Source organism: Alkalibacterium sp. MB6 (assembly GCF_009935905.1).
Lineage (GTDB): Bacteria > Bacillota > Bacilli > Lactobacillales > Carnobacteriaceae_A > Alkalibacterium.
In genome coordinates this window covers 26918-52610 of record NZ_PREX01000008.1, presented here as the reverse complement: position 1 = coordinate 52610, position 25693 = coordinate 26918, and the positions used below count along the sequence as shown (strand labels likewise).

16 protein-coding genes are annotated in these 25693 nt (G+C 40.4%); 3 read left to right on the top strand and 13 right to left on the bottom strand.

Annotated elements, in window-relative coordinates; translation table 11 throughout:
* Nucleotides 1-14: 14 nt before the first annotated feature.
* From C3945_RS04550 to gntK, 3 genes are all read right to left on the bottom strand, one after another.
* Complete coding sequence (locus C3945_RS04550) at nt 15-740, bottom strand: amino acid ABC transporter ATP-binding protein (RefSeq protein WP_161878509.1); 726 nt, start codon at nt 738-740, stop codon at nt 15-17.
* Complete coding sequence (locus C3945_RS04545) at nt 733-2211, bottom strand: ABC transporter substrate-binding protein/permease (protein ID WP_161878508.1); 1479 nt, start codon at nt 2209-2211, stop codon at nt 733-735. Before C3945_RS04545 ends, C3945_RS04550 begins: the two co-directional genes overlap by 8 nt.
* Before the next feature lie 250 nt (nt 2212-2461).
* The gene (gene gntK / locus C3945_RS04540; protein WP_161878507.1) at nt 2462-3994 is read right to left on the bottom strand and encodes a gluconokinase; all 1533 of its coding nucleotides are present in this window, start codon (nt 3992-3994) and stop codon (nt 2462-2464) included.
* Between the two features lie 233 nt (nt 3995-4227).
* Between gntK and C3945_RS04535 the strand changes: the two genes are divergently transcribed.
* The 3 genes from C3945_RS04535 (at nt 4228) to C3945_RS04525 (ending at nt 8134) form a co-directional block, all read left to right on the top strand.
* The gene (locus C3945_RS04535) at nt 4228-4986 is read left to right on the top strand and encodes a MurR/RpiR family transcriptional regulator (protein ID WP_161878506.1); all 759 of its coding nucleotides are present in this window, start codon (nt 4228-4230) and stop codon (nt 4984-4986) included.
* Between the two features lie 137 nt (nt 4987-5123).
* Complete coding sequence (locus tag C3945_RS04530) at nt 5124-6743, top strand: PTS transporter subunit EIIC (protein WP_161878505.1); 1620 nt, start codon at nt 5124-5126, stop codon at nt 6741-6743.
* Nucleotides 6744-6799: 56 nt separating this feature from the next.
* Complete coding sequence (locus tag C3945_RS04525) at nt 6800-8134, top strand: 6-phospho-alpha-glucosidase (protein WP_161878504.1); 1335 nt, start codon at nt 6800-6802, stop codon at nt 8132-8134.
* A gap of 348 nt (nt 8135-8482) precedes the next feature.
* Here C3945_RS04525 and C3945_RS04520 read toward each other — a convergent pair whose 3' ends face one another.
* The 10 genes from C3945_RS04520 to pgmB all read right to left on the bottom strand — a co-directional run bounded on the left by C3945_RS04520 (nt 8483) and on the right by pgmB (nt 25424).
* A complete protein-coding gene (locus C3945_RS04520; protein WP_161878503.1) occupies nt 8483-9325 on the bottom strand; it encodes an endonuclease/exonuclease/phosphatase family protein in 843 nt (280 codons plus the stop codon).
* A gap of 24 nt (nt 9326-9349) precedes the next feature.
* Nucleotides 9350-11524 (bottom strand): PTS transporter subunit IIBC, encoded by a 2175-nt coding sequence (locus C3945_RS04515; protein WP_161878502.1) that lies wholly within the window; start codon nt 11522-11524, stop codon nt 9350-9352.
* A gap of 50 nt (nt 11525-11574) precedes the next feature.
* The gene (locus tag C3945_RS04510; RefSeq protein WP_161878501.1) at nt 11575-13275 is read right to left on the bottom strand and encodes an alpha-glucosidase; all 1701 of its coding nucleotides are present in this window, start codon (nt 13273-13275) and stop codon (nt 11575-11577) included.
* A 335-nt stretch (nt 13276-13610) separates the two neighbouring features.
* Nucleotides 13611-16580, bottom strand: a complete 2970-nt coding sequence (locus C3945_RS04505) for an alpha-amylase family glycosyl hydrolase (RefSeq protein WP_161878500.1) — start codon at nt 16578-16580, stop codon at nt 13611-13613.
* Nucleotides 16581-16680: 100 nt separating this feature from the next.
* Nucleotides 16681-17559, bottom strand: a complete 879-nt coding sequence (locus C3945_RS04500) for a sugar ABC transporter permease (protein WP_161878499.1) — start codon at nt 17557-17559, stop codon at nt 16681-16683.
* Nucleotides 17559-18872 carry a sugar ABC transporter permease gene (locus tag C3945_RS04495; protein WP_161878498.1) on the bottom strand — a complete coding sequence of 438 codons (1314 nt, stop codon included), beginning with the start codon at nt 18870-18872 and terminating at the stop codon, nt 17559-17561. Before C3945_RS04495 ends, C3945_RS04500 begins: the two co-directional genes overlap by 1 nt.
* A gap of 176 nt (nt 18873-19048) precedes the next feature.
* Nucleotides 19049-20380 (bottom strand): sugar ABC transporter substrate-binding protein, encoded by a 1332-nt coding sequence (locus C3945_RS04490; protein ID WP_161878497.1) that lies wholly within the window; start codon nt 20378-20380, stop codon nt 19049-19051.
* 297 nt (nt 20381-20677) lie between these two features.
* Complete coding sequence (locus tag C3945_RS04485; protein WP_161878496.1) at nt 20678-22978, bottom strand: glycoside hydrolase family 65 protein; 2301 nt, start codon at nt 22976-22978, stop codon at nt 20678-20680.
* A gap of 109 nt (nt 22979-23087) precedes the next feature.
* A complete protein-coding gene (locus C3945_RS04480; RefSeq protein WP_161878495.1) occupies nt 23088-24716 on the bottom strand; it encodes a glycoside hydrolase family 13 protein in 1629 nt (542 codons plus the stop codon).
* Nucleotides 24717-24749: 33 nt separating this feature from the next.
* Nucleotides 24750-25424, bottom strand: coding sequence for a beta-phosphoglucomutase (gene pgmB / locus C3945_RS04475; RefSeq protein WP_161878494.1), 675 nt, complete (start codon nt 25422-25424; stop codon nt 24750-24752).
* Nucleotides 25425-25693: the final 269 nt, after the last annotated feature.

Below are 25693 nucleotides of genomic sequence, written 5' to 3'. Positions count from 1 at the left end.
CCCATCAGATTAAATTAAAGTACTTTTGCCAGGAAGTCCTGGGTTCTTTCGTGTTGTGGATGAGTGAAGATGTCTTCCGGCACGCCTTGTTCGACAACATAACCACCATCCATGAAGATGACGCGGTCAGCTACTTCTTTGGCGAAGCCCATTTCATGCGTGACCACTACCATGGTCATACCCGAATTGGCCAAGTCTTTCATTACTTTAAGAACTTCTCCGACCATCTCTGGATCCAGCGCAGAGGTTGGCTCATCGAACAACATCACGTCCGGATTCATTGCTAATGCACGGGCAATAGCGACACGCTGTTGTTGCCCACCGGATAAACTGGATGGGTAAGCATCTACTTTATCTGCCAAGCCGACTTGCTCCAGAATTCGCGTACCATCTTGCTGAGCTTCCCACTCTGGTACTCCTTTGACTTTGATTGGTGCAATCGTGACGTTTTCTAAAGCTGTTTTATGAGGAAAGAGATTGAATTGCTGGAATACCATTCCCATTTTTTGACGTAATTGATTTAACTCTTGCTCTTTTAGCCCAGTCAAACTTGTACCTTCAAAAACGATTTCGCCATCCGACGGTTTTTCTAACATATTCAAGCAACGTAGAAAAGTGGATTTCCCTGATCCTGAAGGACCAATAACTACAACCACTTCCCCTTTTTGAATCTCTTCATTTATGTCAGACAACACTTCATTTTTTCCAAATGATTTCTTTAAATGGTTTACTTTAATCATGGCTCATTTTCCCTTCATAGTAGTTCAATAGTTTAGTTAAGCTGAATGTCAACACAAAGTAAATTAACATACTTACAAATAGTGGTAATATCCCTTGGAATGAGATCGAACGAACGACTCGTGTTTGGAAAATCAATTCGCCTACACCAATAACAGACACAATAGACGACTCTTTAATGATTGTGATAAACTCATTTCCTAAAGCAGGCCATATATTCTTCAGTGCTTGTGGGAAAATAATATGACGCATGGATTGCTTCTTGCTCATCCCTAAACTTCTGGCGGCTTCTTCTTGACCTTTATTTACTGAACCTAATCCACTACGGACAATTTCGCAAATATATGCTCCTGAGTTCAATGACACGGCTATAATTCCGGCTGCTAATGCTGGCAAATCAAAGAATATACCAGAGGCAAAATAGATAAACATGACTTGAATCATCATAGGGGTACCACGGACAAATTCAACGTAAGCGGTAGCCACCACTCTCACGAAAGTATTCTTAGATAAACGCTTGAAAGCGAGCAAAGCGCCAAGTATCATACCGATAAATACAGAGACTGCTGAAATAAATAGAGTCAGCATGGTCCCATCCCAAAAGTATTCCCAATAACTTGATACAAATCCATCTTCCACTTCTTCGCCGTCTTCGTTCACTTCAGATACTGCCATATACTCTCCGGCTTGGGCGAGGTAGTCTTCAATTAGGCCTTGTTCTTCAATTTCATTCAAGCTTTCGTTGACAGCTTCAACCAAAGAATCTTCATTTTTTCTAAAAGCAATGGCAGATCCTTGGTCATCATCGTCCATTTCAAACCCACCTACAAACGTATGTAAGTCTTCATCGTTAGCCGCATGAGCTTCAGCATTTGGCCCTTGCATTATAACGGCATCCAAACGATTCGTTTTCAATGCTAATAGTAAGTCGTTTAAGTCAGTTAACGTCATCAGTTCAGGATTATCAATTTGGCTTGCTAATTGTTCTTGTAAAGAACTAGCTTGTACACCAATTCTCATTCCATTTAATGATTCTATAGAACTGTATACGTCTTGGTCTTCTGCTTTAACCATAATATTTTGGAATGTTTTAAAATAAATTTCTGAGAAATCTACACTCTTACGTCTCTCTGGCGTCGGTGTCATCCCGGCTATAACCATGTCGACGTTTCGAGCTTCCAAAGCCGGCAACAAACTGTCAAAGCCAATGTCTTGAATTTCTAGTTCCACACCTAAATCATCCGCAATTTTTTCTGCGATAAAGATATCCATCCCTACAGCGCGACGTTCCCCGTCCACCACAGCGTAAAATTCAAACGGTGGGAAGTCTGCGCTGGTTCCAATCGTCAGAACCCCTTCGTCTTGAATGCGCTGCAATGCCGATCCGTCTTCAGCCGATACTGTCATAGTAGGCAGGAAGCAGCTGACTAATGCAATGAGTATTAAAAAGAAATGCTTAACTGATTTTGTCATATGATGTCGTCCCCTTAATTGTTCTCTTCAATGTAAAGCATCTTACCACCTTGTAGTTATTTATGCAATATAAAAGCGCAAAAAAGAATATTATTTATCGTTTATACACAAATAAAGGATAAACAGTGTATATTACACATGTAGAAATCGCTTGTATTCACTTTTTAATACCTTCATTCAATTTACTAGCTACTTGAGGTCAATGCAAAACACACCCATTTAGACATCATCCAAATGGGTGTGTTCATAATTATTTGTATGTTTGTTGAAAGTCAGTAATCGCCTCGTACTCTTTTTCGAATAGGCGGCTTAAGCGTATATATAAAGGCATCAACTCTTGGTAAATAGTGACTAATTCTTTATCAGGTGTGCTGACTTCTTTGATGCTTACCATATCTTTGACATCGCTCAAGTCACTCAATTCCCCAATAGCGTATCGTCCTAAAACGACGGCACCCAGGCAAGAACTTTCAACCGTCTGAGATACATGAACCTCTTGATTGAAAATATCTGCCAGCATCTGACGCCAGACATCTGACTGGGCAAAGCCACCTGTTGCGTGTATTTTATCAGGTATGCCTATCAGTTCTTCCAAGGCTAAAAAGACCATATACATATTCATATTGATCCCTTCTAAAACAGCCCGCATCATATGCTCTCTTTTGTGTTGAAGCGCCAGTCCGAAAAAAGAGCCTCTGGCATTAGCATTCCAAGAAGGCGCCCGTTCACCTGCGAGATACGGGTGAAACAGAAGGCCTTCCGATCCAGCTTTCACTTCAGCTATTTTTTTCGTGATTAAATGATAAGGGTCTTCCCCTGTTAACTCGGCTTCTTGAACTTCTTCTTGGCAGAGTTCATCACGGAGCCACCTTAATATCATTCCGCCACTATTTACCGGTCCTCCGATGACCCAATGATTTTCAGTCAAAGCATATGAAAAAATACGACCTTTCGAATCGGATACGGGTTTATCAGAAACCGTTCGAATGGCACCACTTGTTCCGATTGTCACAGCAACGACTCCCGGTTGGATAGCATTCACACCTAAATTCGCTAAGCAACCATCATTGGCTCCAATGACAACAGGGATTGAAGGAGGCAAACCCAATTCTTGAGCACGTTCCTTTTTCATTTTAGTAAAAATCTCTGTTGTTGGCACTAACCTGGATAGCTGACTAGACTGGATTCCTGCCAGTTCTAGCGCTTCTTCGTCCCAGTCCATTGTGTACATATTAAACAATCCCGTAGCTGACGCAATCGAGTGATCAACAACCCATTCTCCAAACAGATGGAAAAAGACATACTCTTTGATGCCTACAAACCGGTGAGCCTTTTCGAAGATAGACGCCTTCTCTTCTTTCAACCACAAGAGTTTGACCAAAGGAGACATCGGGTGAATAGGCGTACCCGTTTTTTCATAAATAGCCTGCCCATTTCCTTCTCGTAACTGTTTAGCATACGCTTCTGCCCGTTGATCAGCCCACGTAATCGAAGCAGTCAATGGCTTTCCTTTTGCATCAACCGCCAACACACTATGCATCGCTGCACTGAAAGAAACAACGGTCAAATGGCTTATATCTGCGGATAAGTAATCGACTATTGCTTTAATAGCCAGCTTCACAGCTTCTACTATTTCATCCGGATCTTGTTCTGCAGCTTTTGGTTCAGACGTCAACAAAGGGTATTCAACTGTTGCTTGATGGATATGCTCCCCCGTTTCATTAAATAAAACGGCTTTCGTACTGGTTGTTCCTATGTCGACTCCCAAAGAATAATGACTCATCAATCTAATCCTCTCTACTGCTGTCTTTTATATTCTTCACATTTAACTCTTTTCTCTATTGTACAACAGACGCCTTGCTTCAATAAAGAACCATTCTGCTTCTTTTTATTATTTACTAAAAGGATTGTCCATTCCTGACGGTTAGTCTTATAATGAAGGAGATTATTGTCATAACCTATTAGAGCAATGCCTCCTAAATAAATACTATCCGCTTAAAGAAAGAAGGGCTACTCGTGATTGATTTAAACAAATTAACTGCTGGAAAGCACTTAACCACACTTGAAGAAGATATATTGGCTTATATCGTCAAAAACATCTCTGACATTCAAGACATGGGCGTTAGGGCTGTCGCAAAAGAAACCTTTACCTCACCTGCTTCTGTGATTCGTTTATCAAAAAAAATGGGGTATTCCGGCTTCACAGATATGTATTATTCTTTGCTTCCTCTTATCAAAAGGGCAGAGAACGATCCATTTTCTACAGAGGGGACTCTATTAAATTATGACTTTTCGACTATGCTATCGGATTTATCAGAAGAGAAACTTGATTTATTTATAGAACATATCCTACTCAAAAAAGAGACGTACACCTTTATTTATGCAACAGGGTTCTCTAAAATTATCGCTGAATACATTTACAAGAAATTATTGGTTCTTGGTAGAAAAGCCATCTTATCTAGCGGTTCTGATTCTCTAGGTATATTTGAAAATAACCTGGAAGATATAGGAGCTATGTTGGTTATTTCTAAATCTGGTGAAACCGAGCAAGTCTATAGTAAATTGAAAAAGGCGTCTGAGGCAGACATATTCACTGTCTCCTTTACCCAAAACTCTGATAACCGAATCGCCAACCTGTCGGATTTGACTATCCCTATTTACGATACAAATAAGTTGGATGATCGAAACATGTTACCGAATGTGTTCTTCCCATGTGTCCTATTGTCATTTGAATACATCGTCGAGCATTACCTCAACCACTTAATTCAAGAGTAATTATGTCATTAAATGATATGAAACGTGTTTCGCTTTGGCGGAACACGTTTCTTACTCGTCAGAACACCTGACAGTTCAACCGCTTTCACGTTATACTCTACTTAATTCATAAATAAAAACACTTGGAGGAAAGATAGATGAAAGATAAAGTCATGAACGGTATGCAGCGTTTCTCAAAAGCGATGTTTATACCTGTTTTAATTTTACCTATTGCCGGTATTTTAATCGCTATAGGAAATTTGTTTACAAATGCGCAACTACTCGAAACCGTTCCCTTTTTAGATAATCCGGTATTGACCGGTTTTGGAACGATTCTCTCAGGTTCTTTAGTTTCTATCCTAACTAACTTAGGATTAATTTTCTGTGTGGGTATAGCCGTTGGTTTGGCTGACAAGAAAAAAGCAGAAGCGGGCTTCACCTCTGTTCTTGCTTACTTAGTCTTTATCAATGCAATGAATAACTTTTTACAATTAAGTGGCCAATTAGTTGATCCGACCGCTTTAAGAGGGTCTGGACAAACGATGGTTATGGGTATCCAAATTCTTGATATGGGTGTTTTCTTAGGTATTATTTTAGGGGTCATTATTTCTCTTATTCATAATAAATACGCCGATATTGAATTCGACAATGCCTTCCAAATTTATGGCGGTTCTCGATTTGTCTTTATTGTATTGATTCCTATTGTGGTTCTTCTCGCTATCGGGTTCAGCTTCGTCTGGCCTATTGTCCAGTCCGGTATTGATTCCTTAGGTGGATTCATTAACCGCTCAGGTAACTTTGGTTTGTTCTTATACGGAACACTTGAACGACTCCTTATTCCAACAGGTTTGCACCACTTAGTTTATACGCCTTTCTTATACTCTTCCTTAGGAGGCGTTGCAGAAGTGGGTGGAGAAGTCTTTGAAGGGGCACGTAATATTTACTTTGCTGAAATTGCTCAACCGAATATTGGCTTACTGTCACAAAGCGTAGTGTGGGATGCTCGTGGTATTTCTAAAATGTTTGGTTTAATCGGCGCGTGTTTGGCTATGTATCATACAGCTAAGCCTGAAAACAAAGCGAAAGCTCGCGCGATACTCATTCCTGCAGCGTTCACTTCATTTATTGCCGGTGTAACAGAACCTATTGAATTCTCATTTATGTTCGTTGCTCCTGTACTATTTGTTCTTCATTCCGTATTGAGTGGATTAAGTATGGTGACACTTAACCTCTTTAACGTCAGAGCTATTGGTCCAAATGGCTTCATTGACTTCTTGCTCTACAACGTGCCTTTGGGAGTCGGGACAACTAGATGGCCGGGTTATATTTTAGTCGGCTTGCTCTACTTTGCCATTTATTACCTACTCTTCCGCTTCTTAATTAAGAAGTTTAATTACAGAACCATTGGACGGGAAGATACGTCTGAACAAACGAAATTGTATTCTAAAAAAGATTATCAAAGTGCTAAAGCGACTACAGCTGGTCAGTTGATCGATGATGTCGTTGATCCTAATCCTTCTCCAGATGCAGGTATTGCTGCTACCATTGTTGCGGCACTTGGTGGAGACAATAATATTAAAACAGTGACCAACTGCTACACTCGCTTACGTTTAACAGTCGACGACCCTAATAAAGTGGACGAAAACGTGCTTCGTCAAGAAACTGGCGCAAGTGGGGTTATTGTAAAAGATAAGAACGTCCAAGTCGTTTATGGTCTACAAGTAACGAAAGTTAGACGATCCGTCGATGAATTTTTAGGTAGACCGTCCGAAGATTAGACACGATGACTATATACTAAATTTAAAGGAACACAATAGAAGGGAATTTTTAAAAAATGAAAGACAAACAGTTTTCAGTACTCATTGCAGGTGGCGGAAGCACCTTTACTCCAGGAATCGTTATGATGATGTTGGAGAATAGCGACCGCTTTCCCATGAGAGAATTAAAGCTTTATGACAACGATGGTGACAGACAAGCGGTTCTTGGAGAAGCACTTGAGATTTTACTGAAAGAACAAGCACCTAACGTTAAGTTCTCCTATACGACAGACCCTGAAGAGGCCTTTACAGACGTGGACTTTGTCATGGCTCACATTCGAGTCGGGAAATACGAGATGCGTGAAAAAGACGAGAAAATCCCATTGAAGTATGGTGTGGTTGGACAAGAAACTTGTGGCCCAGGTGGTATTGCTTACGGGATGAGAAGTATCACTGGCATGCTTGAGATCATCGACTACATGGAACAATACTCACCTGATGCTTGGATGTTAAACTATTCAAATCCAGCCGCTATCGTGGCAGAAGCAACACGCGTACTCAGACCCGACTCTAAAGTCTTAAATATTTGCGATATGCCGGTCGGCACCCTTCGTAGAATGTCTCAAATCGTTGGTACCACTCCAGATAAATTGGAAGTCAGCTATTTTGGATTGAACCACTTTGGTTGGTGGACCAACGTTAAAGACAAAGAAACGGGTTACGACTATACCGATGAAATTAAAGAGTATGTAGCAGAAAATGGCTACTTAACTCAAGTTGAAGTTGATACTCAGCATATGGACGAGAGCTGGCAAGCAACTCATAAGAAAGCGAAAGACTTACTGGCTATTGAGCCGCGTTTCTTGCCTAACACCTATTTGAAGTATTACTTCTATCCAGATTACGAAGTAGCCAGCTCAAACCCAGATTTCACTCGAGCTAACGAAGTCATGGATGGACGTGAGAAACAAGTCTTTACAGCAGCCAGAAATATTATTAAAAATGGAACGGCTAAAGATGGCGGCTTCCATATCGACAGTCATGCCTCATTTATCGTTGACCTGGCTCGTGCGATTGCTTTCAATACGAAAGAACGTATGCTGTTGATTGTTGAGAATAATGGAGCTATCGCTAATTTCGACGATGATGCGATGGTAGAAGTGCCATGTATTGTAGGAAGTGACGGTCCAGAACCTTTGGCTCAAGGAAAGATTCCTAACTTCAATAGAGCCTTAATGTTACAGCAAGTTACCGCAGAAAAATTAGTTGTCGAAGCCTACGTTGAAGGCAGCTACCAGAAATTATGGCAAGCACTAAGCTTGTCGAAAATTGTCCCAAGTGCAGAAGTCGCTAAACAATTGTTGGATGATTTAATTGAAGCGAACAAAGGTTATTGGCCTGAATTAACTTAATAGTCAAAAAATAAAGACACGACCCCTTTAGATCAGTTGAAACTTACTCACTGCTCTAGATGGGGTCGTGTCTTTTACATTGGGCTCCGTTTAGTTCACATTTCTTCATTGAATTAGCGATTAATAATAGCCTTTATCTCCATACTCATATGAATTTCCTAGCTGAGTTCGTAGAATGCCGGCCTTTATCTCCATACTCACACAAATTTCCTAACTGAGTTCGTAGAATACCGTCCTTTTTCTCCATACTCACGTGAATTTACTAACTGAGTTCGTAGAATACTATCCTTATTGTTATTATATCAAAGCGAAAGAGCACGGGATGTCAGTAGACATCTCGTGCTCTTTTTAAAGTTTAAGTTTTACAGCAACACCAAAATGGTCACTGACAATGGGTCCGTTTTTACCGTCAAACATGACTCGGTATTCAACCACTTCATCATCAAAAGTACTCCAAATATAGTCGATGCGTTTTTCTCCGCCTTGATTTTCCCAACCATCGATAGCGCTTAGAACGGTCGATGAACCAACTCTTTCATCAGCCACCTCAAAGGTATCTTTTAAATATGGAGCGGTCTGTTGAATCAACTCATAACCTTCAGCCTTTACATTAGCTTCATTGTTCAGATCTCCCATAAACAGTATAGCCTTACCTTTGTTTCTCTCTATGTGAGGTAAGGTTTTTTCCCATTCATAAGAGAAAAGAGCCTCTCCCTCATCATCCTTCCACCAAGAATAGTGGGCGGAAAAAACAGTCCAGTCTCTGTCAGCAAACGTTGCATTTGCTTTTAAAATCCGTCTCGTGTAATGGCAATTGTAGTCAGTACTTTTTGACACTAAGATACTCTCTGATGTAAAAGGGCGCCTCATTAGTATGGCAATGCCCTCATCATACTCATCATAACCAATATGAGTCGCTGTCCAACTCCAATAGTAAGACTCGCCCTTCTCTCTCAGTAATTTAACTAACAACCAAGCAAAATTATCTTTTTTAATAGGGACAGGAGTGGTTTCCCCTGAAGCTGGAATGAATGTGTCATCTTCCACTTCTTCTGCATCCATACTCTGATTGATTTCCTGTAAGGCAATCATTTCGAAGTTTCCTTGAGCAATGACACTTGCGATGTCTTCTAACTTGCCCATGGGATTCTCTTCCATCCATGCATGTGTATTTAATGTCAGACTATTCATGAAAACCACTCCTGCTTTTTATTTTTACCCTTTAATTTTACCAATCACCGTTGATGCCGTCGACTCTCCTGTTTCAGTTAAGTCAAACGCTTGGTCTTCGGTCAAGTTTGTAAAGACAACTAAGATGTCAGTCGCTTTTCCAGCCTCTTTAACAGCCGCTCTATTCATCGTTGCTAAAGCATCGCCAGCTTTCACTGTTTGCCCTTCTTCAATGAAGACATCAAACGCACTGCCTTGAAGTTCAACTGTGTCGATTCCCATATGCACAAGGACATCGTGACCTGAATCTGTCAGTAAGCCTATCGCATGCTTAGTAGGGAAAACACTTTGAACTGTCCCGTTTATCGGCGAAACCACCTCATCTTCTGATGGAACAACCGCGAAGCCGTCACCCATCATTTTTTGTGAGAAGACTTGATCATCCACTTCAGTAATCGCCATCACTTCTCCCGTTGCAACGGATTGAATAGGCGTTTCTAAAGACGCGTTTACCGTGTGATCAACGGTTTCAGTTGATTTAAGTTCTTTAGCTTGATCAATGGTTGAAGCAGGAATAGGTGCATTGGATTCCAAAACATCTAAAATATCTGATTTTAAGACATCAGCTTTCGGACCATACACAGCTTGAACACCCGTATCTCTACGTACAAGACCCATAGCGCCTGCTTTCTTCCAGCTCGTTTCATTACCGACTTTATCTTGATCTTTTACAGTCACACGCAAACGAGTCATACACGCATCTACGTCAGAAATGTTTTCTTTTCCGCCTAGCAGATGAATAATGTCATAGACTTGTTGAGAGGCATCAACCGCTTCGCCAGATTCCCCTTCAGCCAATTCTCCTTCATAATTGCCATTACGACCAGGTGTCGCATAGTTGAACTTCTTAATTAAGAAGTTGGCAATAAAGTACGTTCCAACAGCAAATAATATCGTTACCCATACAAAGTTAATTAAGTCCATGCCGAGCCCTGCACGAAGAGCTAGCGGTGTACGTGTCAGCAACTCGATATTACCGAAGGCATGAATACGTAAGTTAACCACATCTGCCATCGCGAAGGCCAACCCTTGAATCACGGCATAAATACCATATAAAGGCAAAGCAGCAAACATAAACATAAATTCTAATGGTTCTGTTACCCCTGTCAAGAATACAGCTAAACTTGCAGAAACATACATTGATTTGTACCCTTTAAGCTTGTCTTTATCAACGTTTTTGTACATCGCATAAGCCATACCCATTAAAATACCGGATGAACCGATCATTTGCCCAACTTTAAAACGAGCAGGGATAAAGTTTTGAACAGCGTACTGATAGGTGCTTGTGTCTCCTGCAATATCTAAGTTAGCTAAGTCTCTTGCCCAAGCTAACCAAAGAGGGTCTTGCCCGAAAACTTGAGCGCCTTGTTGAGCGCCTGTTAAAATTTCATATGTTCCACCAAGTGGCGTGTAGTTAATTGGAATAGTCAACATATGATGCAAACCGAATGGAAGCAATAGACGTTCCAATGTTCCAAATAAGAACGGAGCTAAGATAGGTGCATTATCTTGCGATTCAGCAATCCATACACCAAAACTGTTAATTCCGCTTTGAACGACTGGCCATAAGAAAGCCAATACGACTGATGCAATCAATGACCATAAGATAACAACAAACGGTACGAAACGTTTACCATTAAAGAATGACAACGCATCTGGCAGTTTTCTAAAGTTGTAGTATTTATTGAATGCCATCGCACCCATAAATCCAGCAATAATTCCGACGAATACGCCCATATTAAGTGCAGGCGCTTCTAGAACACTGATGAAATACCCATCTACTGGAATTTCTGCTCCGAATAACGTGTTCGTTACAGCGTTCGGATCTGCCAACATATCACCGGTTACGCCAAAAATTGCTCCAGTGATTCGGTTAATTAATACAAAGGAAATACCCGCAGCAAATGCACCACCGGCACGGTCTTTCGCCCAGCTTCCCCCTATTGCGATTGCGAATAAGAGGTGTAAGTTCCCTATAATTGCCCAGCCAATGCTTTCAATGACACTACTGAAAGCCACTAAAGCTTGCAGTTCCGGGTTAATTAACGGAAGCGATCCGCCAATACTAATCATTAATCCGGCTGCTGGCATAACAGCGATAACACCCATTAATGCCTTACCGAATTTTTGCCAAAATTCAAAGTTCAGTACTTTTTTCATCATTTTCTCCTATTCTACTTCTCAGTCTTTATTTTAGAATCGTTTTCAGTTTAATATTGCTCATAGTAGTTCGGGTCGTGCCAAACTTTTTGCTTAGCGACTTTGTAAACCCGTGCTTCATACGGACGTAAAGTTATGACTGCATTTTGAGCATCGACTACGCTATAGTTAGACAGTTTCAAATCGCCTAATTCTAATTCTTCCGTTAAATCAATAAAAGTGGTTTCATTAAACATGTTCACAATGATGACATACTCAACGTGTTCATAAGAACGAAGGTACGCATAAACATAATCGTGCTCTTTTGCAATTAACTCATAGTGCCCATAAATCAAAGCCGGTGTCGTCTGTCTCATTTGAATCATTTTTTTGTAAAAATGATAAATGGAATCCGGATCATTGACTGCTTGATTCACGTTAATATCAGGATAGTTTGGATTCACTCCAAGCCATGGCTTTCCTGTAGTAAATCCTGCTTCAGGTTCATTTGTCCATTGCATCGGTGTACGCGAGTTGTCTCGACCATTTTTCCAAATGTATTCCATGATCTCCTCGTGCGGTTTACCGTTCTCAATTTCTTCCGCGTACATGTTTCTCATGCCGACGTCATCGTAATCTTCAATCGTATGGAACTGGACATTTGTCATACCAATTTCTTGTCCTTGGTAAATAAATGGTGTCCCTTGCATGAAGAAGTAAAACGTAGCCAACGCTTTGGCGGATGTCTTTCTTAAATCCGCATCATTGCCCCAAGTCGATACGGAACGAGCTAAGTCATGATTTTCAATAAACAATGCATTCCATCCACGACCATCTAAACCTTTTTGCCAGCGAGTCATGACATCTTTTAATTCATGAATATCAAGGCCTTCACCGTTTGCTCCCCATAAACCTAAATGTTCAAATTGGAAAATCATATTGAAATAACCGCTTTCTTCGCCTACCCAACGGTCTGCGTCTTGAATGGATACCCCATTCGCTTCTCCAACTGTCATCACATCATAATTCTTTATTGTTCGCTCAGCGAATTCAGATAAAAACAAGTCAATACCTGGCTGATTCATGTGTCCATCAAAAGATGGGACCACTTTCTTATTGAATGGATTAGGTAAACTTGGGTAACCTTCTTTTTTCTTAATGTGAGAGATAGCGTCTACGCGGAACCCATCAATCCCTTTGTCGAGCCACCAATTTACCATCTCGTACAAGCTCTCTCTTACTTCTTTATTCTCCCAGTTCAAGTCAGGTTGCTTTTTAGAGAAAACGTGCATGTAGTACTCTCCGGAAATCTCGTCGTATTCCCAAACGGAGCCTCCGAAAATGGACTCCCAGTTATTAATCGGCGTGCCATCTACATTTCCTGGGTGCCATAGGTAGTAATCTCTATATGGATTATCTTTTGATGAACGGGCTTCAACAAACCACTCATGCTCGTCAGAGGTATGGTTAATCACTAGATCCATGATGATTTTCATGCCACGCTTATGAACCTCTGCTAACAGCTCATCAAAGTCTTCCATAGAGCCGAATTCATCCATGATATCGTGGTAATCACTAATATCGTATCCGTTATCATCATTTGGCGACTGATAAATAGGACTCATCCAAATAACATCTGCACCAAGATCTTTGATATAGTCCAACTTCTTAATTACACCTTGAATATCACCGATTCCATCACCGTTCGAATCATAGAAACTTCTTGGATAAACTTGATAGGCAACTGCCCGTTTCCACCATTGTTTTTTCATTTTAAATCTGTCACTCCAACTCTTTATCATTATATTTATTATGCATATTTCTGTTACAGGATAATTTTCAGCACCATTCCTAATGTTATAGTCCGTCACTGGTTGAATCAAGACTTTTTGAATTGTTATCGGTATCAAAATGCTAACATGATAATAAGATTAAAGTAGATGGAGGCCAGGAATGGTTGAAAGCCTTTTATTATGAGTGGTTTAACAGACAATGCTTCTTTGTATCTGTACACAAAAAATAGAGTCGTTATCAATAAGCTCCGATACTCGCTTTAGATAACGACTCTATTTTGGTTAATTGATTAAGTTAATGAACTAGTCATTCATCAGTCTTTTTTCTTCTTGTTATAGTAAGTCAGTCCGACACCAAGTCCTAGTGCTGCAATACCCATTAACCCAATCGAGCCGATTAGTGTCGCTGTAGATGGTAATGTTTCACTAGACTCTTCTTCAGACTCTTTATCATCAATTGATGAATCACCTTCACCCGGCAAATCATTATCAGATACTGAACGATCTTCTGTTGGTGTATCTTCTCCGCTGGATTCGTCAGTGTTATTCGGTCTATCGTTATTGTCATTGGCGGTGTCACCGTCGTTATCTGAGTTATCCTCAGTCTCCTTAGGTGATTCACCATCTTGTGGTTCTTCCGAATCGGTTGGTACATCGACTTCACTACTGACTAATTCACCTTCTTCAACAGTTAATAAGGCTGTGCCTCCATCTTCTAGTGAAGGGATAGTGAATGTCAGACTTGTTTCACCGTCTTGTTCTAGTGCTGTATAGGTTGTATTAGAATAGTGATCCGTCAAAACTACCTGATCATTGCTCGTTTCAACCGCAATCGTCTGTTCTTCATCAGATAAGTTAAAGGCCATATACACTGACTCGTCAGCTAAAGCACGTTCGACCATAATCCAGTCTTGATCACTCGATGTTAAAAATGTACTTCTGTTTCCACGAGACAAGATATCACTGAAATCATTTCTAAACGCGATAACTGATTGATAGTGATCTAAGATGTCGTTGTCTTCAACTGCAGACCAATCTAAGTCATAACGGTTATCGTATTGCGGCCAATTTAGGGCTCCAGATTGCCCTAATTCTTCACCGTAGTAGATTACTGGCTGACCTTTAGCTGTCATTTGAAGAGAAGCAGCTAATTTCAACTCGCCGGTATTATCCATCCCACGGTTAAATAAAAATCCTGGTTCATCGTGACTACCTAGAAACTGTCCTAAAGTAGCATCGCTCGAAAGAACAGCATTTCTCTCTATCAGTTGATTGTTCGCTTCAACTATTCTGCCATTCAGGAAGAGGTTAGCAATATCTTTAAAGCCAAAGTCAAGCAGGCTATCCATCGTTCCATTATTTAAATAGCCATGATTATCTCTGTAGTTTGCTCCCCATGATTCTCCAATCAATTTGAAAGATGGGTCTCTTTCTACTAATTCGTTTTTAAAGTGTTGCCAAGTCGTTGTATCCACATGTTTAACTGTATCTACTCGGTAACTGGCAATCGCATTTCCATTTGGAGTTGTTGACTTTTCTACCCAATTCGCTTGCCACTCTACTAATTGTTCTCTTACTTCGTGACGTTCTGTTTCAAAATCAGGTAAACCAGCAAGTTCCATCGTTCGGTCGTTATTACCTGAGTTTTCTCTAATCATTCCATCAAAGTGTGCACGATCTGAGTCAGTAGGGAATCCTTCAGATGGGCTAGTACCATTATCCTTAGGGTGCATGCCATAACCAGCGTGATTTAACACGACGTCAACCATGATATTAATATCTTTTGCTGCTGCGGCATCAATAAGTTCATGGAATTCAGCAAGCGTTCCCAAATGTGGGTTTAGTTTTTCAAAGGATTTTGCCCAGTAGCCGTGGTAACCATAATATTCACCAGCTTCAGCTGTACCTACATCTTGACCAACGTTTTCGACAATAGGCGTAATCCAGATAGTCGTTATACCTAAGTCTTCCAAGTAGTCTAGATTTTGAGTAACACCTTTAAAATCTCCACCTTGGTAAACACCACGTTGATTTCCTGCTCCTTCATAATCCAGACCATATGGGTTATTATTTGAAGGATCACCATCAGCAAATCGGTCTGTTAACATGAAATAAATAATTTCTTCATCCCAATCACGTTCACCAGCAGTCTTGTTACGAGCAGTAATAGTCACTTCTGCTTGAGCCGTGTAGCTACCGTTTAGTTCATCGACAACAGTAATTGGAATCGAATAGGTGCCCGGTTGAACGGTGTGATCTACAGATAGAGTCACTCGATTTAATTCAGGTGAAATACCTAAATTCGGCGGTCCGCCAATAGCTGTTAGATCCGCACGAATACGGCTAATGGATAAGTCTGATTCATTAGCAATCTGAACATCAAGTAAAGCATGTTCATTATAGTTAAATGGACGATTCACACTAGCTGTAACGGTAATATCCGCTTCCCCTTCTGTTTCCGGTTCTTCTGGTTCTTCTTCACTTTCCACAGTAGGTTTTTGGTAGTCCGGATCTAAAAATGCCATGTCATGATTTTCTGAGGTCACATAGACATCTTGTTGTTCGTCAAAGGAAGCGAACATTAAATTACCTGTTTGAAATCGATTTTCTCCTTCAGCAACTTCTCCTGTATAAACGATTAAAAAGCCAAAGCTAGACGGATTCTCACCTACAGGTATCTCTACGAACGCTCCATTTTCTCCGACTTGTTCATTTGAAAAACTAATAGCGTCGCTAGGCCAGACCTGAGGTTGATTTGGCGCCCCCCAGAACCATACCCCATAATCTTCATAATTTGCTTCTTCATTTAAATAATGAACTCGGATGACTCTTTCTTCAGTTTCGACAGGTTCAGTGTTAGTTGGCCTTTCAAAACTGACTGATCCATCTCTTTGAATCCAAACTTCATTAGTATCCGAGTCTACTTGAAATTCAATATTTTCTTGAATATACCTGCTCTCGTCTTCGTAGACGGCTACGAAACCGACATCTACAGCATCCGCGTTTAATTCAACGTCAATATAATACCCAAAATCAGTTTGCTGTTCTTCAGTAAATGGGATGCCATCTGGCCACTCACCCACCGATTCCGAAGGGGCTAACACATCGCCAAAAGCCCATAAAGATAAGCCATTGTCGATAGAATCTGTCTCCAAGTGAACCCGAAGGACCCGTTCAGTTGCTGCAGTAACTGTTGCAAAAACTGGAAAAACTTGTGCTAAAGATTGAAATAGTAATAAAGCTGCTAAAAGTCCCATTAATAAGGGATGATTCCTTTTTATCATGCTCTCAAACTCCTCTTCATTTAGTTTAACGCTTACATTTTCCGTAAAAAAATCTCCCCACTTCAAATAAAAGCAAGGAGATTCAATTTTATAAATAGATTTAACCTTTAGTTGCTCCAGATGCCAATCCAGAGATAAGGTATTTTTGTAAGAACAAGTACACCGTTGCAATAGGAATAGCGACTAGAACGGCTCCAGCAGCAAATCGGCTGAAGTTATTCGAGAACTGAGCGTTCACGAAGTTGTATAGTCCCAAGGCTAACGTAAAGTTTTCTGGGCTTCTTAATACGATACGCGGCAGGATGAAATCCATAAACGGCGCCATAAAGTTAAAGAGCGCAACCACGGAGATGATCGGTTTAGCCAATGGTAAGAGTATCTGGAAGAAAATTCTGAAGTGTCCAGCTCCATCCATTTTTGCTGATTCATCTAAGGACCTTGGTAAGGTGTCTAAGTACCCTTTAACCAAGAAGGCGTTCATCGGTATATTTCCACCGACGTAAATAATAATCAAGCCCCATAAGTTATCCAATAATCCAATTGTGTTTAATAGGATAAAAAGGGCAACCATCGCCATCAATACCGGGAACATTTGAAGAAGTAAGAAGGCATAAAGCCCATACGTTCTTCCTTTGAAACGGTATCTTGAAAAGGCATAAGCCGTAAATAGAACAAGTAGGGTGGTCAAAATCGTTACAATTGTCGACACGAATAATGTGTTTCTATACCAAAGCAAATAGTCACTTCGAGGGTTGTTAAACAACCATTCATAGTTAACGAGAGACCAGTTCTCTGGAGATAGAGAGGCACTAAACAAGTTGGTTGTACTGTTCATTGACATAGACAATGCCCATAGTAATGGATAGGCGATGATAACAAACATCACTGCAATGACCAAATAAATTAAAGCTACTTCTAGACGACTTTTCTGTTTTCTGCTAAATCCTTTTTTCTTTTTTGAATTCGGTTGTTTACTCATTAGAATTCACCATCCCCTTTAAATGATCGAGATCGTCGGAATTGGAAGAACGCAAAGGTTGCGACAACAATTCCTAGAATCAGTGAAATAGCCGCTGCCATCCCGTACTGAGAGTTAGTGAATGTTAAGTTATAGACCCATGAAATCAATATATCTGTTCCGCCGGCATTTTGGCCGCGAAGAGCTGGCCCACCTTCGTTAAATAGATAGATGATATTAAAGTTGTTAAAGTTAAATGTATACTGTGTTAAGAGTAAGGGTCCTGTTGCAAACATTAAATGAGGGAAGGTAATATTTCTGAATTTTTGCCAGCGAGTGGCACCATCCATATCTGCCGCTTCATACCAATCGGACGATATCCCTTGCAGCACACCTGAAAAGAGGGCGTAGACGTAAGGGAACCCGAGCCATAATTGGATAGCGATAATAGCAATACGTGTCCACATCACATTGGTCAGCCAGGGAATCGTTATACCAAATAAAGGCTGAAGGATGTCTGAGTTAATCGCTCCAAAGTTATCATTAAACAAAGCTCTAAAGATAATAATGGTAACGAATCCCGGTACTGCCCAAGGTAAAATCAAGAAGGTACGGATAATTCGTTTTCCTTTAATTCGTCTGTCATTGGTTAATATAGCTAGGAACATAGCCAAGCCAATGGATAACGTCGTCGCGACAAATGTCCACGTTAATGTCCATGACAGCACACTTACAAACGTCGTACGCCATTCTGAGAGAGTAACCAATTGAATAAAGTTTTGGAAACCGACCCACTGCAATAAGTTGCGTGGTGGTGAATTGTATAAATTGTAGTTTGTAAATGCTAGAAAGCCCATAAATAAAAGGGGTAAAATAACAACAAAAATCAGTAAGAAGAATCCCGGTCCAATCAACACATAAGGGAAACTTGTGTCCCATGCATTTCTGAAATTTTCTCTTACACTACCAGGTTGCCAACCATCTCTTATCTTTCGAGCTTCTGTTTTTGCATCCTGAATGTTTAAGTAATAAAACACACCGTAAAAGACGGCAAAGATAAGTGCAAGTATCCCTTCAATTATGAACACTCGTGAGTCGTGCTCACGTTCAATTGTTCCTAATGTAATTAAGCCTTGAAAGCCTGAAAAGATGAAATCAAACATCATAATTCCAAATGCAGCAAACAAGATAAATAATATAATTCCTTTTAGCTTTCTTTTATTATATAGTTGACCCAATCCCGGAATGATAGATAAAAGCATAGCTTTTTTCGGGCTATGGTTCAAATCTGCATTCACCGGTACAGGCTTTCTTTTTTGTTTCTCCTTAGGCATGGTCTCTCTCCTTCTGTTTGCCCTCGCACTTTAATCCATACACTTCTGTTTTTGATTACAGCAGCGCCTTCTTAAAGTCCTACATCAAAAATGACAATAAGAAGGAGATTGAGTATACGTACTTGCTCAATCTCCCACTACATTAGATTAGTTTGATTTTGCAAATGATAGTAGACTTATTGTCCCATCATTGAAATATTTGATTCAATTTGTTCGACTGCTTCATCCAACACTTCTTGAACATTCTCTCCTTGTTGAACGAACTGAAGAGCGTTTCCTACTGGCTCCCAAACTTGAGACATTTCAGGTATATTTGGCATTGGGTGTGCGTGTTGTGTTTGGTTAAAGATTGGTCCCATGAATTCGTCATCAATTTCCACTCCAGTGTGTGCTGGTAATTCACCGGCCATTTCGAAGTATGTTTGTGAGCTTTCTTCATTCGTTAAGAATAGAGCCAATTCAGTTGCCCAGTATTCATTTTCAGTGTAGTAGTTTACTAACCAACCCTTGTTTCCTGAGAATGAGTTCAACGGGTTACCATTTTGCGTTGGTAATTCAACAACTTGTAAACTATCACCAATGGCATCACGGTAATCAGGGATAGCCCATGGTCCATTAACAACCATTCCTAGTTGTCCGTCCATGAATAAGCTGTCTGCTACTTCTAAGTCAGTTCCTGGAGGCATTAAACCTTCGTCAAACCACGATTGAATCATTTCTACTGATTGAACAGCTTCAGGTGTATTTAATCCAATATCTGTTGGATCATACGCACCACTGTCGTCTTGAGCGAAGATATAACCGCCATCAGCAGTGATGAATGGGTAAGTGAAGTATAGATCTCCAGCATTCATCATGAAGCCGTATTGATTGCCATCTGTCAAATCACGAGCAATATCCATTAATTCTTCCATTGTTTCGGGTGCTTCGGGTACTAAATCATTGTTTACAAATAAAGCGTATGTTTCAACAACAGCTGGGATACCATATTGAATCCCTTCAAAGCTGAATGAGTTGACTGCTTCTTCGTTATACTCAGACAAACGATTCTGTTGATCTTCAGTTAACTCCAGCTCAGCTGCTAAACCTTGCAAGTGGATATCTCCCATACGGTCATGAGGTTGGAAGAATAAATCTGGCCCTTGTCCGGCTGGAGCGTCTAAACTCATCCCCTCTAACTGTTCTAACATGTTATAAGGTGTGATTTGAACATCAATACCATACTCTTCAGTAAAGCGCGCTGTAATGTTTTCGTAAGCTTCTAACTGAGGGTCTTCATTGTTAACCCACATGTGAAGAGATTCAGGTTTTTCAGGCGCATCTGCGTCTGCTGCTGTTTCTTCTGAAGATTCGTCAGTCGCTGTTTCATCTGTTTCGGTCTCTTCAGTTGAGTCACCAGTATCCCCTGTATCTGTTGCATCTGCGTCGTCACCATTTCCACAAGCTGCTAGCACTCCAACTGTTGAAAGCAGTAACAATCCTTTGTAAAGCAAGTTTTTCTTACTCATTATTTTTTCCTCCTATTTGTTTGCTTTGTTTTTTTGCTTATCTTGTTTTCCACTTTCACCCATCACTTGTTTTGTAGAGTCACCGGATTACTCGTCCAGTTTGTTTGGAAGCGATTGTCTGAAAGTGGTTACAAGACAACTATATAAGCTTTAAGCCAATGTTACAATGGTTATTTTCATGTTACCGGTATCAAAATAATAAGACATAGTCACACTTAGTTTGTTTAAATTCAGTAACAAACTCCTTTTCCAATACAAAAATATCCCAGAATAAATTCCCGGAGGCGCTATGGCTGTCTATTTTATTAGTCGTTTTTGGCCAAATTGTTCAATTTCTATAGGGTCTCCTTTGAGCAAGCTATAGGTCACATCACCTGACTTCAGAGTGACTTTGAGTGCTCTGCCTCTAAATTGTAGGGTAAAGGATACTGTCTCCCATTGCTTTGGTAATTTCGGAAAAAAGCACAGCGTGTCCTTAACTACCCGTAAGCCCGCAAAACCGTACACAATGCTCATCCACGTCCCACCCATGTTAGCAGTGTGCACACCATCTTTCGTGTTGCCTTGTAAATCCGTAATGTCCATTAAAGCTGTATCCATAAAGTAGCCATACGCTTTATCTATTTGCCCTATGTCACTGGCCATTATCCCAAAAATCGACCGAGACAAAGAGGAATCATGCGTTGTGATTGATTCATAATAAGCATAATCTCTATCTTTTTGTTCTTGACTAAACTCAGTAGAAAATAAGAATTGCGCTAATACAGTATCTGCTTGCTTGTTAACCTGATGACGGTAAATCGTCAACGGATGGTAATGCAATAATAATGGATAGTTTTCTTTTGGCGTCTGATTAAAGTCCCACACTTTTTTATGAAACGCACTGTCATCTTGCATGGTTAACTGTTGATCTTCATCATAAGGCAAGAACATACTGTCCGCTGCTTTTTTCCACGCCTTCAGTTCTTGCTTGTTGAAATGAAGTCTGTTTAAGGTTTGTTGAGTGACTTCATCATTCTCCTCTAACGCTTTATTCACCCATTTAATGGCATAGTTGAAGGTGTGTTTGGCTAGTAGATTCGTATAGAAGTTATTGTTGACGATTGCTGTATACTCGTCTGGTCCAGTGACGTCGTTCATAACGAAAGCCCCGTCACGTAAATCGTCATAATGACCATAAGCTTCATAAAATCGGGCTGTTTCAATCAGTATATCCAAGCCCTCTTTCCTTGCAAACTCTTTATCTTCTGTCGCTTCCAAATAGGTGTTTACAGCGTGAGCAATATCTCCATTTATATGAATTTGTGCAGTGCCAGCAGGATAGTAAGGACTTGCTTCTTCTCCGTTAATCGTTCGCCAAGCAAACAGTACGCCATTATCTACAGCCATTTCACGTGCCCTGTCTCTTGCTTTTGGGAGAATAGAATGGCGGTATTTCAGCAATTGTTTTGCTATAGTCGGTTGAGTGTAGATGAAAAATGGCAGCATATACATTTCCGTATCCCAGAAATAATGCCCTTCGTAACCTTCACCCGTTAGCCCTTTAGCTGACATGTTGGTTAAACCATCTCGGCCCGCAGCTTGATGCAAATGGAAGATATTGAAGCGTAAGCCGATTTGAAGGGTGTCATCACCTTCAATTTCAATATCTGATTGGGTCCAAAAATCGTTCATATAAGTCAGGTGTTTTTCTCGTAAAGCCGCATAGCCTTCTTTTTTCACAGTAGACAGGAGTTTGTCAATGTGACGCGCTTGGTTTTCCACTTCATTTGGATCAGTAAAGATAAAACCGTAAGCCATATAGCGTTCTAAAGAGATGGTTTGATTTTTCTTAGTTTCAACTGTCCAACTCACTTGATGACCGTTCTCTTTGATAGTAGCTGATTGATCAGAAAAGGTATCCGTAGCTCCTATAATCAGATTTAAATCGGTGTGATGAGGAGAGATGTGCATCAATTTGTTTGTAGACCCCTTAATGTTTCGAGAGTCAAATCTTCTTTCTTTCACCGTTTTTTTACGTGGATCATGACTGTCTTCTTCTTTAGCTGAATGGCTCATCTTTGTTAAATCATCTGTTTCTGCAGTCACTTCTAATTGGTTGCCGTCTTGATGAGGAATAATCCATATTTTTTGAACGAGTAATTCTGGGTAATCATAAGAAACAAAGCGTTCTATTTTAACATCAATAGATTGATTTTCCGGGCTTGTCCACACAAATTGTCGGGTGAGTAGGCCTTTTTTTAAATCAAGTGTCCGTTTATGATCCGTTGTGGTGCCTATTTTCAAATGAAATGGTTCGCCGTTTAAAGAGATTGTTAGCTTCTTGCCATTGGGAACGGGGATGATGGTCTGATGATTCTTGGCATAACCATAAGCCCACTCTCCGTATTGAATGGGCTCACTGTCGTAAAACCCATTAACAAGTGTCGATTCTCCGTAACTGTATTCAGGTATGAGGTATGCTTCTTCTAAGCTTCCTCTTGTCCCGAAGTGGCCGTTAGATAAAGCGAATAAGGTTTCATTTTGAACGATTGTCTCTTTCGAGATACCTTCTTCTTGTAAAACCCATTTCGATTGATGAGATAGTAAAGAACTCATGACTAGCTCCTTTCAACTGTCTTAACAAGACTTCCACCGATTATCTTCTCTTATTATCCTACCATCACTCGTACGCATTATAAAAAATCTTACTTTTAATTACGACGTGTTAGCCTTTAAGCTTCACCGCAACTGTCTCATAGGGTTTCAAAAATAAGTTGTTCAAGTCAATATCGTCTCGGTTGTAATTGCTAATCATAATATTTTCTACCTCTTTAGCACTATCTAAAGAGATTCCGTTCAGTTCTTTCTCACTCATATTAGCAACGACGACCCACTCTTCTCCTTTATATAATCGCTTATAGGCAAAAAGGGTTGGGTGATCTGGCAAGAGTTGCTTGTACTCTCCCCACACCACTATCGGGTTATCTTTTCTCATGCGAACCAAAGCTTTGTACGTATAGAAAATTGACTCTTTATTTTCTAGAGCTTCTTTTACATTGATGTCATTTTTATTTGGTTGAACAGGAAGCCACGGTGTCCCACTTGTAAAACCAGCTTGTTCTGAATCATCCCACTGAACCGGTGTACGGGCATTGTCTCTTCCTTTGACATTAATCGAGTGAAGAATATCTTCTTTACTGTATCCCTCGGCTAAACGTTCAGCATACATATTGCGACTTTCAATGTCATCGACTTCATCAATGGACGTGATGTGCCGATTCGTCATTCCGATTTCTTCTCCTTGATAAATATAGGGTGTTCCTTTCATTAAATGCAGAAGAATCGCAAATGATTTAGCGCTTTCTACTCGGTATTTCAAGTCATTCCCCCATCTGGAAACGATGCGTGGGGTATCGTGATTATTCCAAAATAGACTGTTCCATCCATCACCTTTTAATTCTTCTTGCCACTTTGACAGCACCTCTTTTAAATCTTTTATCTCAAGCGTCTTTAAATCCCATTTGGACTGGTTCGGCTGCTCATCAAGCGTGATGTGTTCGAACTGGAAAACCATTGATAATTCGTTTCGGTCAGGATGTGAATACAGTTTAGCCGTTTCTGGCGTGGCACCCCACGTTTCACCGACTGTCATCACGTCTCTACCTTTAAACGTCTGTTCATGCATTTCTTTAAGGTACTCATGAAGCTTCGGTCCGTTCGCTGTTATGCCTTCGTCTGGCACTTTACCAATTAAATCGATCACATCCATCCGGAAACCGCCGATGCCTTTATCCAGCCAAAAATTCATCATGTCATAAACTTCATGACGTACCTTTTCATTCTCCCAATTCAAATCAGGTTGTTTTTTGCTAAACAGATGCAAGTAATATTGCCCTGTTTGTTCATCGAATGCCCAGGCTGACCCACTGAAGGTTGATCTTAAGTCATTGGGAGGTCCGCCATTGACCGGATCTCTCCAAATATAATAATCTCTGTAAGGATTATCTTTGTTTTGTTTAGCATCTTTGAACCACTCGTGTTCATCACTTGTATGATTCACTACTAAATCCATAATAAGTTTAATGTTTCGCTTGTTTGCTTCGTCTATTAGCTTTTCCATGTCTGCCATTGTTCCAAAATCAGGATGAATGGCACGGTAATCACTAATGTCATACCCATTGTCGTCATTTGGTGATTGATACACAGGACCAAGCCAAATGGCTGTAATGCCTAACTGTTCCAAATAATCTAATCGACTAATAATACCCGGAATATCACCGATACCGTCTCCATTGCTATCTTGAAAGCTTCTTGGGTAAATGTGATAGACGACTGCACTTTGCCACCACTTCATAAAATCCTCCTTCGCTCCCCTATGTTTACACGCCTAGTTTGACTTTTTGCCTTCAAGCGCTTTTTTAATTATTGTATCTAAAGATAAGTCAGCCGTACTTTCAACCGCATAGTCCGCTTCAGCCATCGCTTCTTTTGACCCCACACCAACAGAAAACATTCCTGCTTTATTGATGGATTCAATGCCTGCTTCCGCATCTTCCAGTCCAATACACTCGTCGACGCTTAATCCTAACAGTTCAGCTCCTCTGATGAAAATCTCAGGATCCGGTTTTCCTGCCTTTAATGTAGCCGGATCAACGACACCGTCAAATAGGTCTTCAATCTCTAGTCGTTTCATAATTTCCGGGCCATTTTTACTTGCTGAAGCCAAAGCCATGCCAATGCCGCGTTCTTTCGCTTGGTGAAGTAACTCATGTACCCCCGGCAACAAATCGTTTGGTGTGATTTCTTTGATGTATTCTTTGTATTCGTCGTTTTTCAACGTGGCTAGTTCTTCTTTTTCCTCGTCTGTATACGCATCGGCTTTATTGCCGTGCTCTAAAATGAGTTCTAGGGATTCCATTCGGCTGATGCCTTTTAATTGTTCGTTAAATTCACGGTCAATATTGATGTCTAGCTTTTTAGCCAAGCTTTTCCAAGCTAAATAGTGGTATTCAGCTGTATCGGTAATCACACCGTCCAAGTCAAAAATAAGTCCTTTAATCATTCGTTCTCCTCCTGTGGTTGCTTTCTCTAGTCGTTTGTTGTGATGGTTACGATTCACCAGGTTTAAATCTCTTGAGTTCGACTCATTTGTTGAAATGATTACAACTCGTAAAGAGTATTAGGTTTGAGTTTGTATCATTTAGCAAAATGATGACAACTCGTAAATGTAATCTTGTTTGATTTGTAACCATTCAGCGAAATGATTACAACTCAAGGCACACATTTTCTTTGAATGTGTATCATGTTACCGACGCTGATGTATTAATATAA

Bases quoted from the DNA above. Each gene is read 5' to 3' on its own strand.
- C3945_RS04550 (WP_161878509.1), bottom strand. From the start codon at position 740: ATGATTAAAGTAAACCATTTAAAGAAATCATTTGGAAAAAATGAAGTG.
- C3945_RS04545 (WP_161878508.1), bottom strand. From the start codon at position 2,211: ATGACAAAATCAGTTAAGCATTTCTTTTTAATACTCATTGCATTAGTC.
- gntK (WP_161878507.1), bottom strand. From the start codon at position 3,994: ATGAGTCATTATTCTTTGGGAGTCGACATAGGAACAACCAGTACGAAA.
- C3945_RS04530 (WP_161878505.1), top strand. From the start codon at position 5,124: ATGAAAGATAAAGTCATGAACGGTATGCAGCGTTTCTCAAAAGCGATG.
- C3945_RS04525 (WP_161878504.1), top strand. From the start codon at position 6,800: ATGAAAGACAAACAGTTTTCAGTACTCATTGCAGGTGGCGGAAGCACC.
- C3945_RS04520 (WP_161878503.1), bottom strand. From the start codon at position 9,325: ATGAATAGTCTGACATTAAATACACATGCATGGATGGAAGAGAATCCC.
- C3945_RS04515 (WP_161878502.1), bottom strand. From the start codon at position 11,524: ATGAAAAAAGTACTGAACTTTGAATTTTGGCAAAAATTCGGTAAGGCA.
- C3945_RS04510 (WP_161878501.1), bottom strand. From the start codon at position 13,275: ATGAAAAAACAATGGTGGAAACGGGCAGTTGCCTATCAAGTTTATCCA.
- C3945_RS04505 (WP_161878500.1), bottom strand. From the start codon at position 16,580: ATGATAAAAAGGAATCATCCCTTATTAATGGGACTTTTAGCAGCTTTA.
- C3945_RS04500 (WP_161878499.1), bottom strand. From the start codon at position 17,559: ATGAGTAAACAACCGAATTCAAAAAAGAAAAAAGGATTTAGCAGAAAA.
- C3945_RS04495 (WP_161878498.1), bottom strand. From the start codon at position 18,872: ATGCCTAAGGAGAAACAAAAAAGAAAGCCTGTACCGGTGAATGCAGAT.
- C3945_RS04490 (WP_161878497.1), bottom strand. From the start codon at position 20,380: ATGAGTAAGAAAAACTTGCTTTACAAAGGATTGTTACTGCTTTCAACA.
- C3945_RS04485 (WP_161878496.1), bottom strand. From the start codon at position 22,978: ATGAGTTCTTTACTATCTCATCAATCGAAATGGGTTTTACAAGAAGAA.
- C3945_RS04480 (WP_161878495.1), bottom strand. From the start codon at position 24,716: ATGAAGTGGTGGCAAAGTGCAGTCGTCTATCACATTTACCCAAGAAGC.
- pgmB (WP_161878494.1), bottom strand. From the start codon at position 25,424: ATGATTAAAGGACTTATTTTTGACTTGGACGGTGTGATTACCGATACA.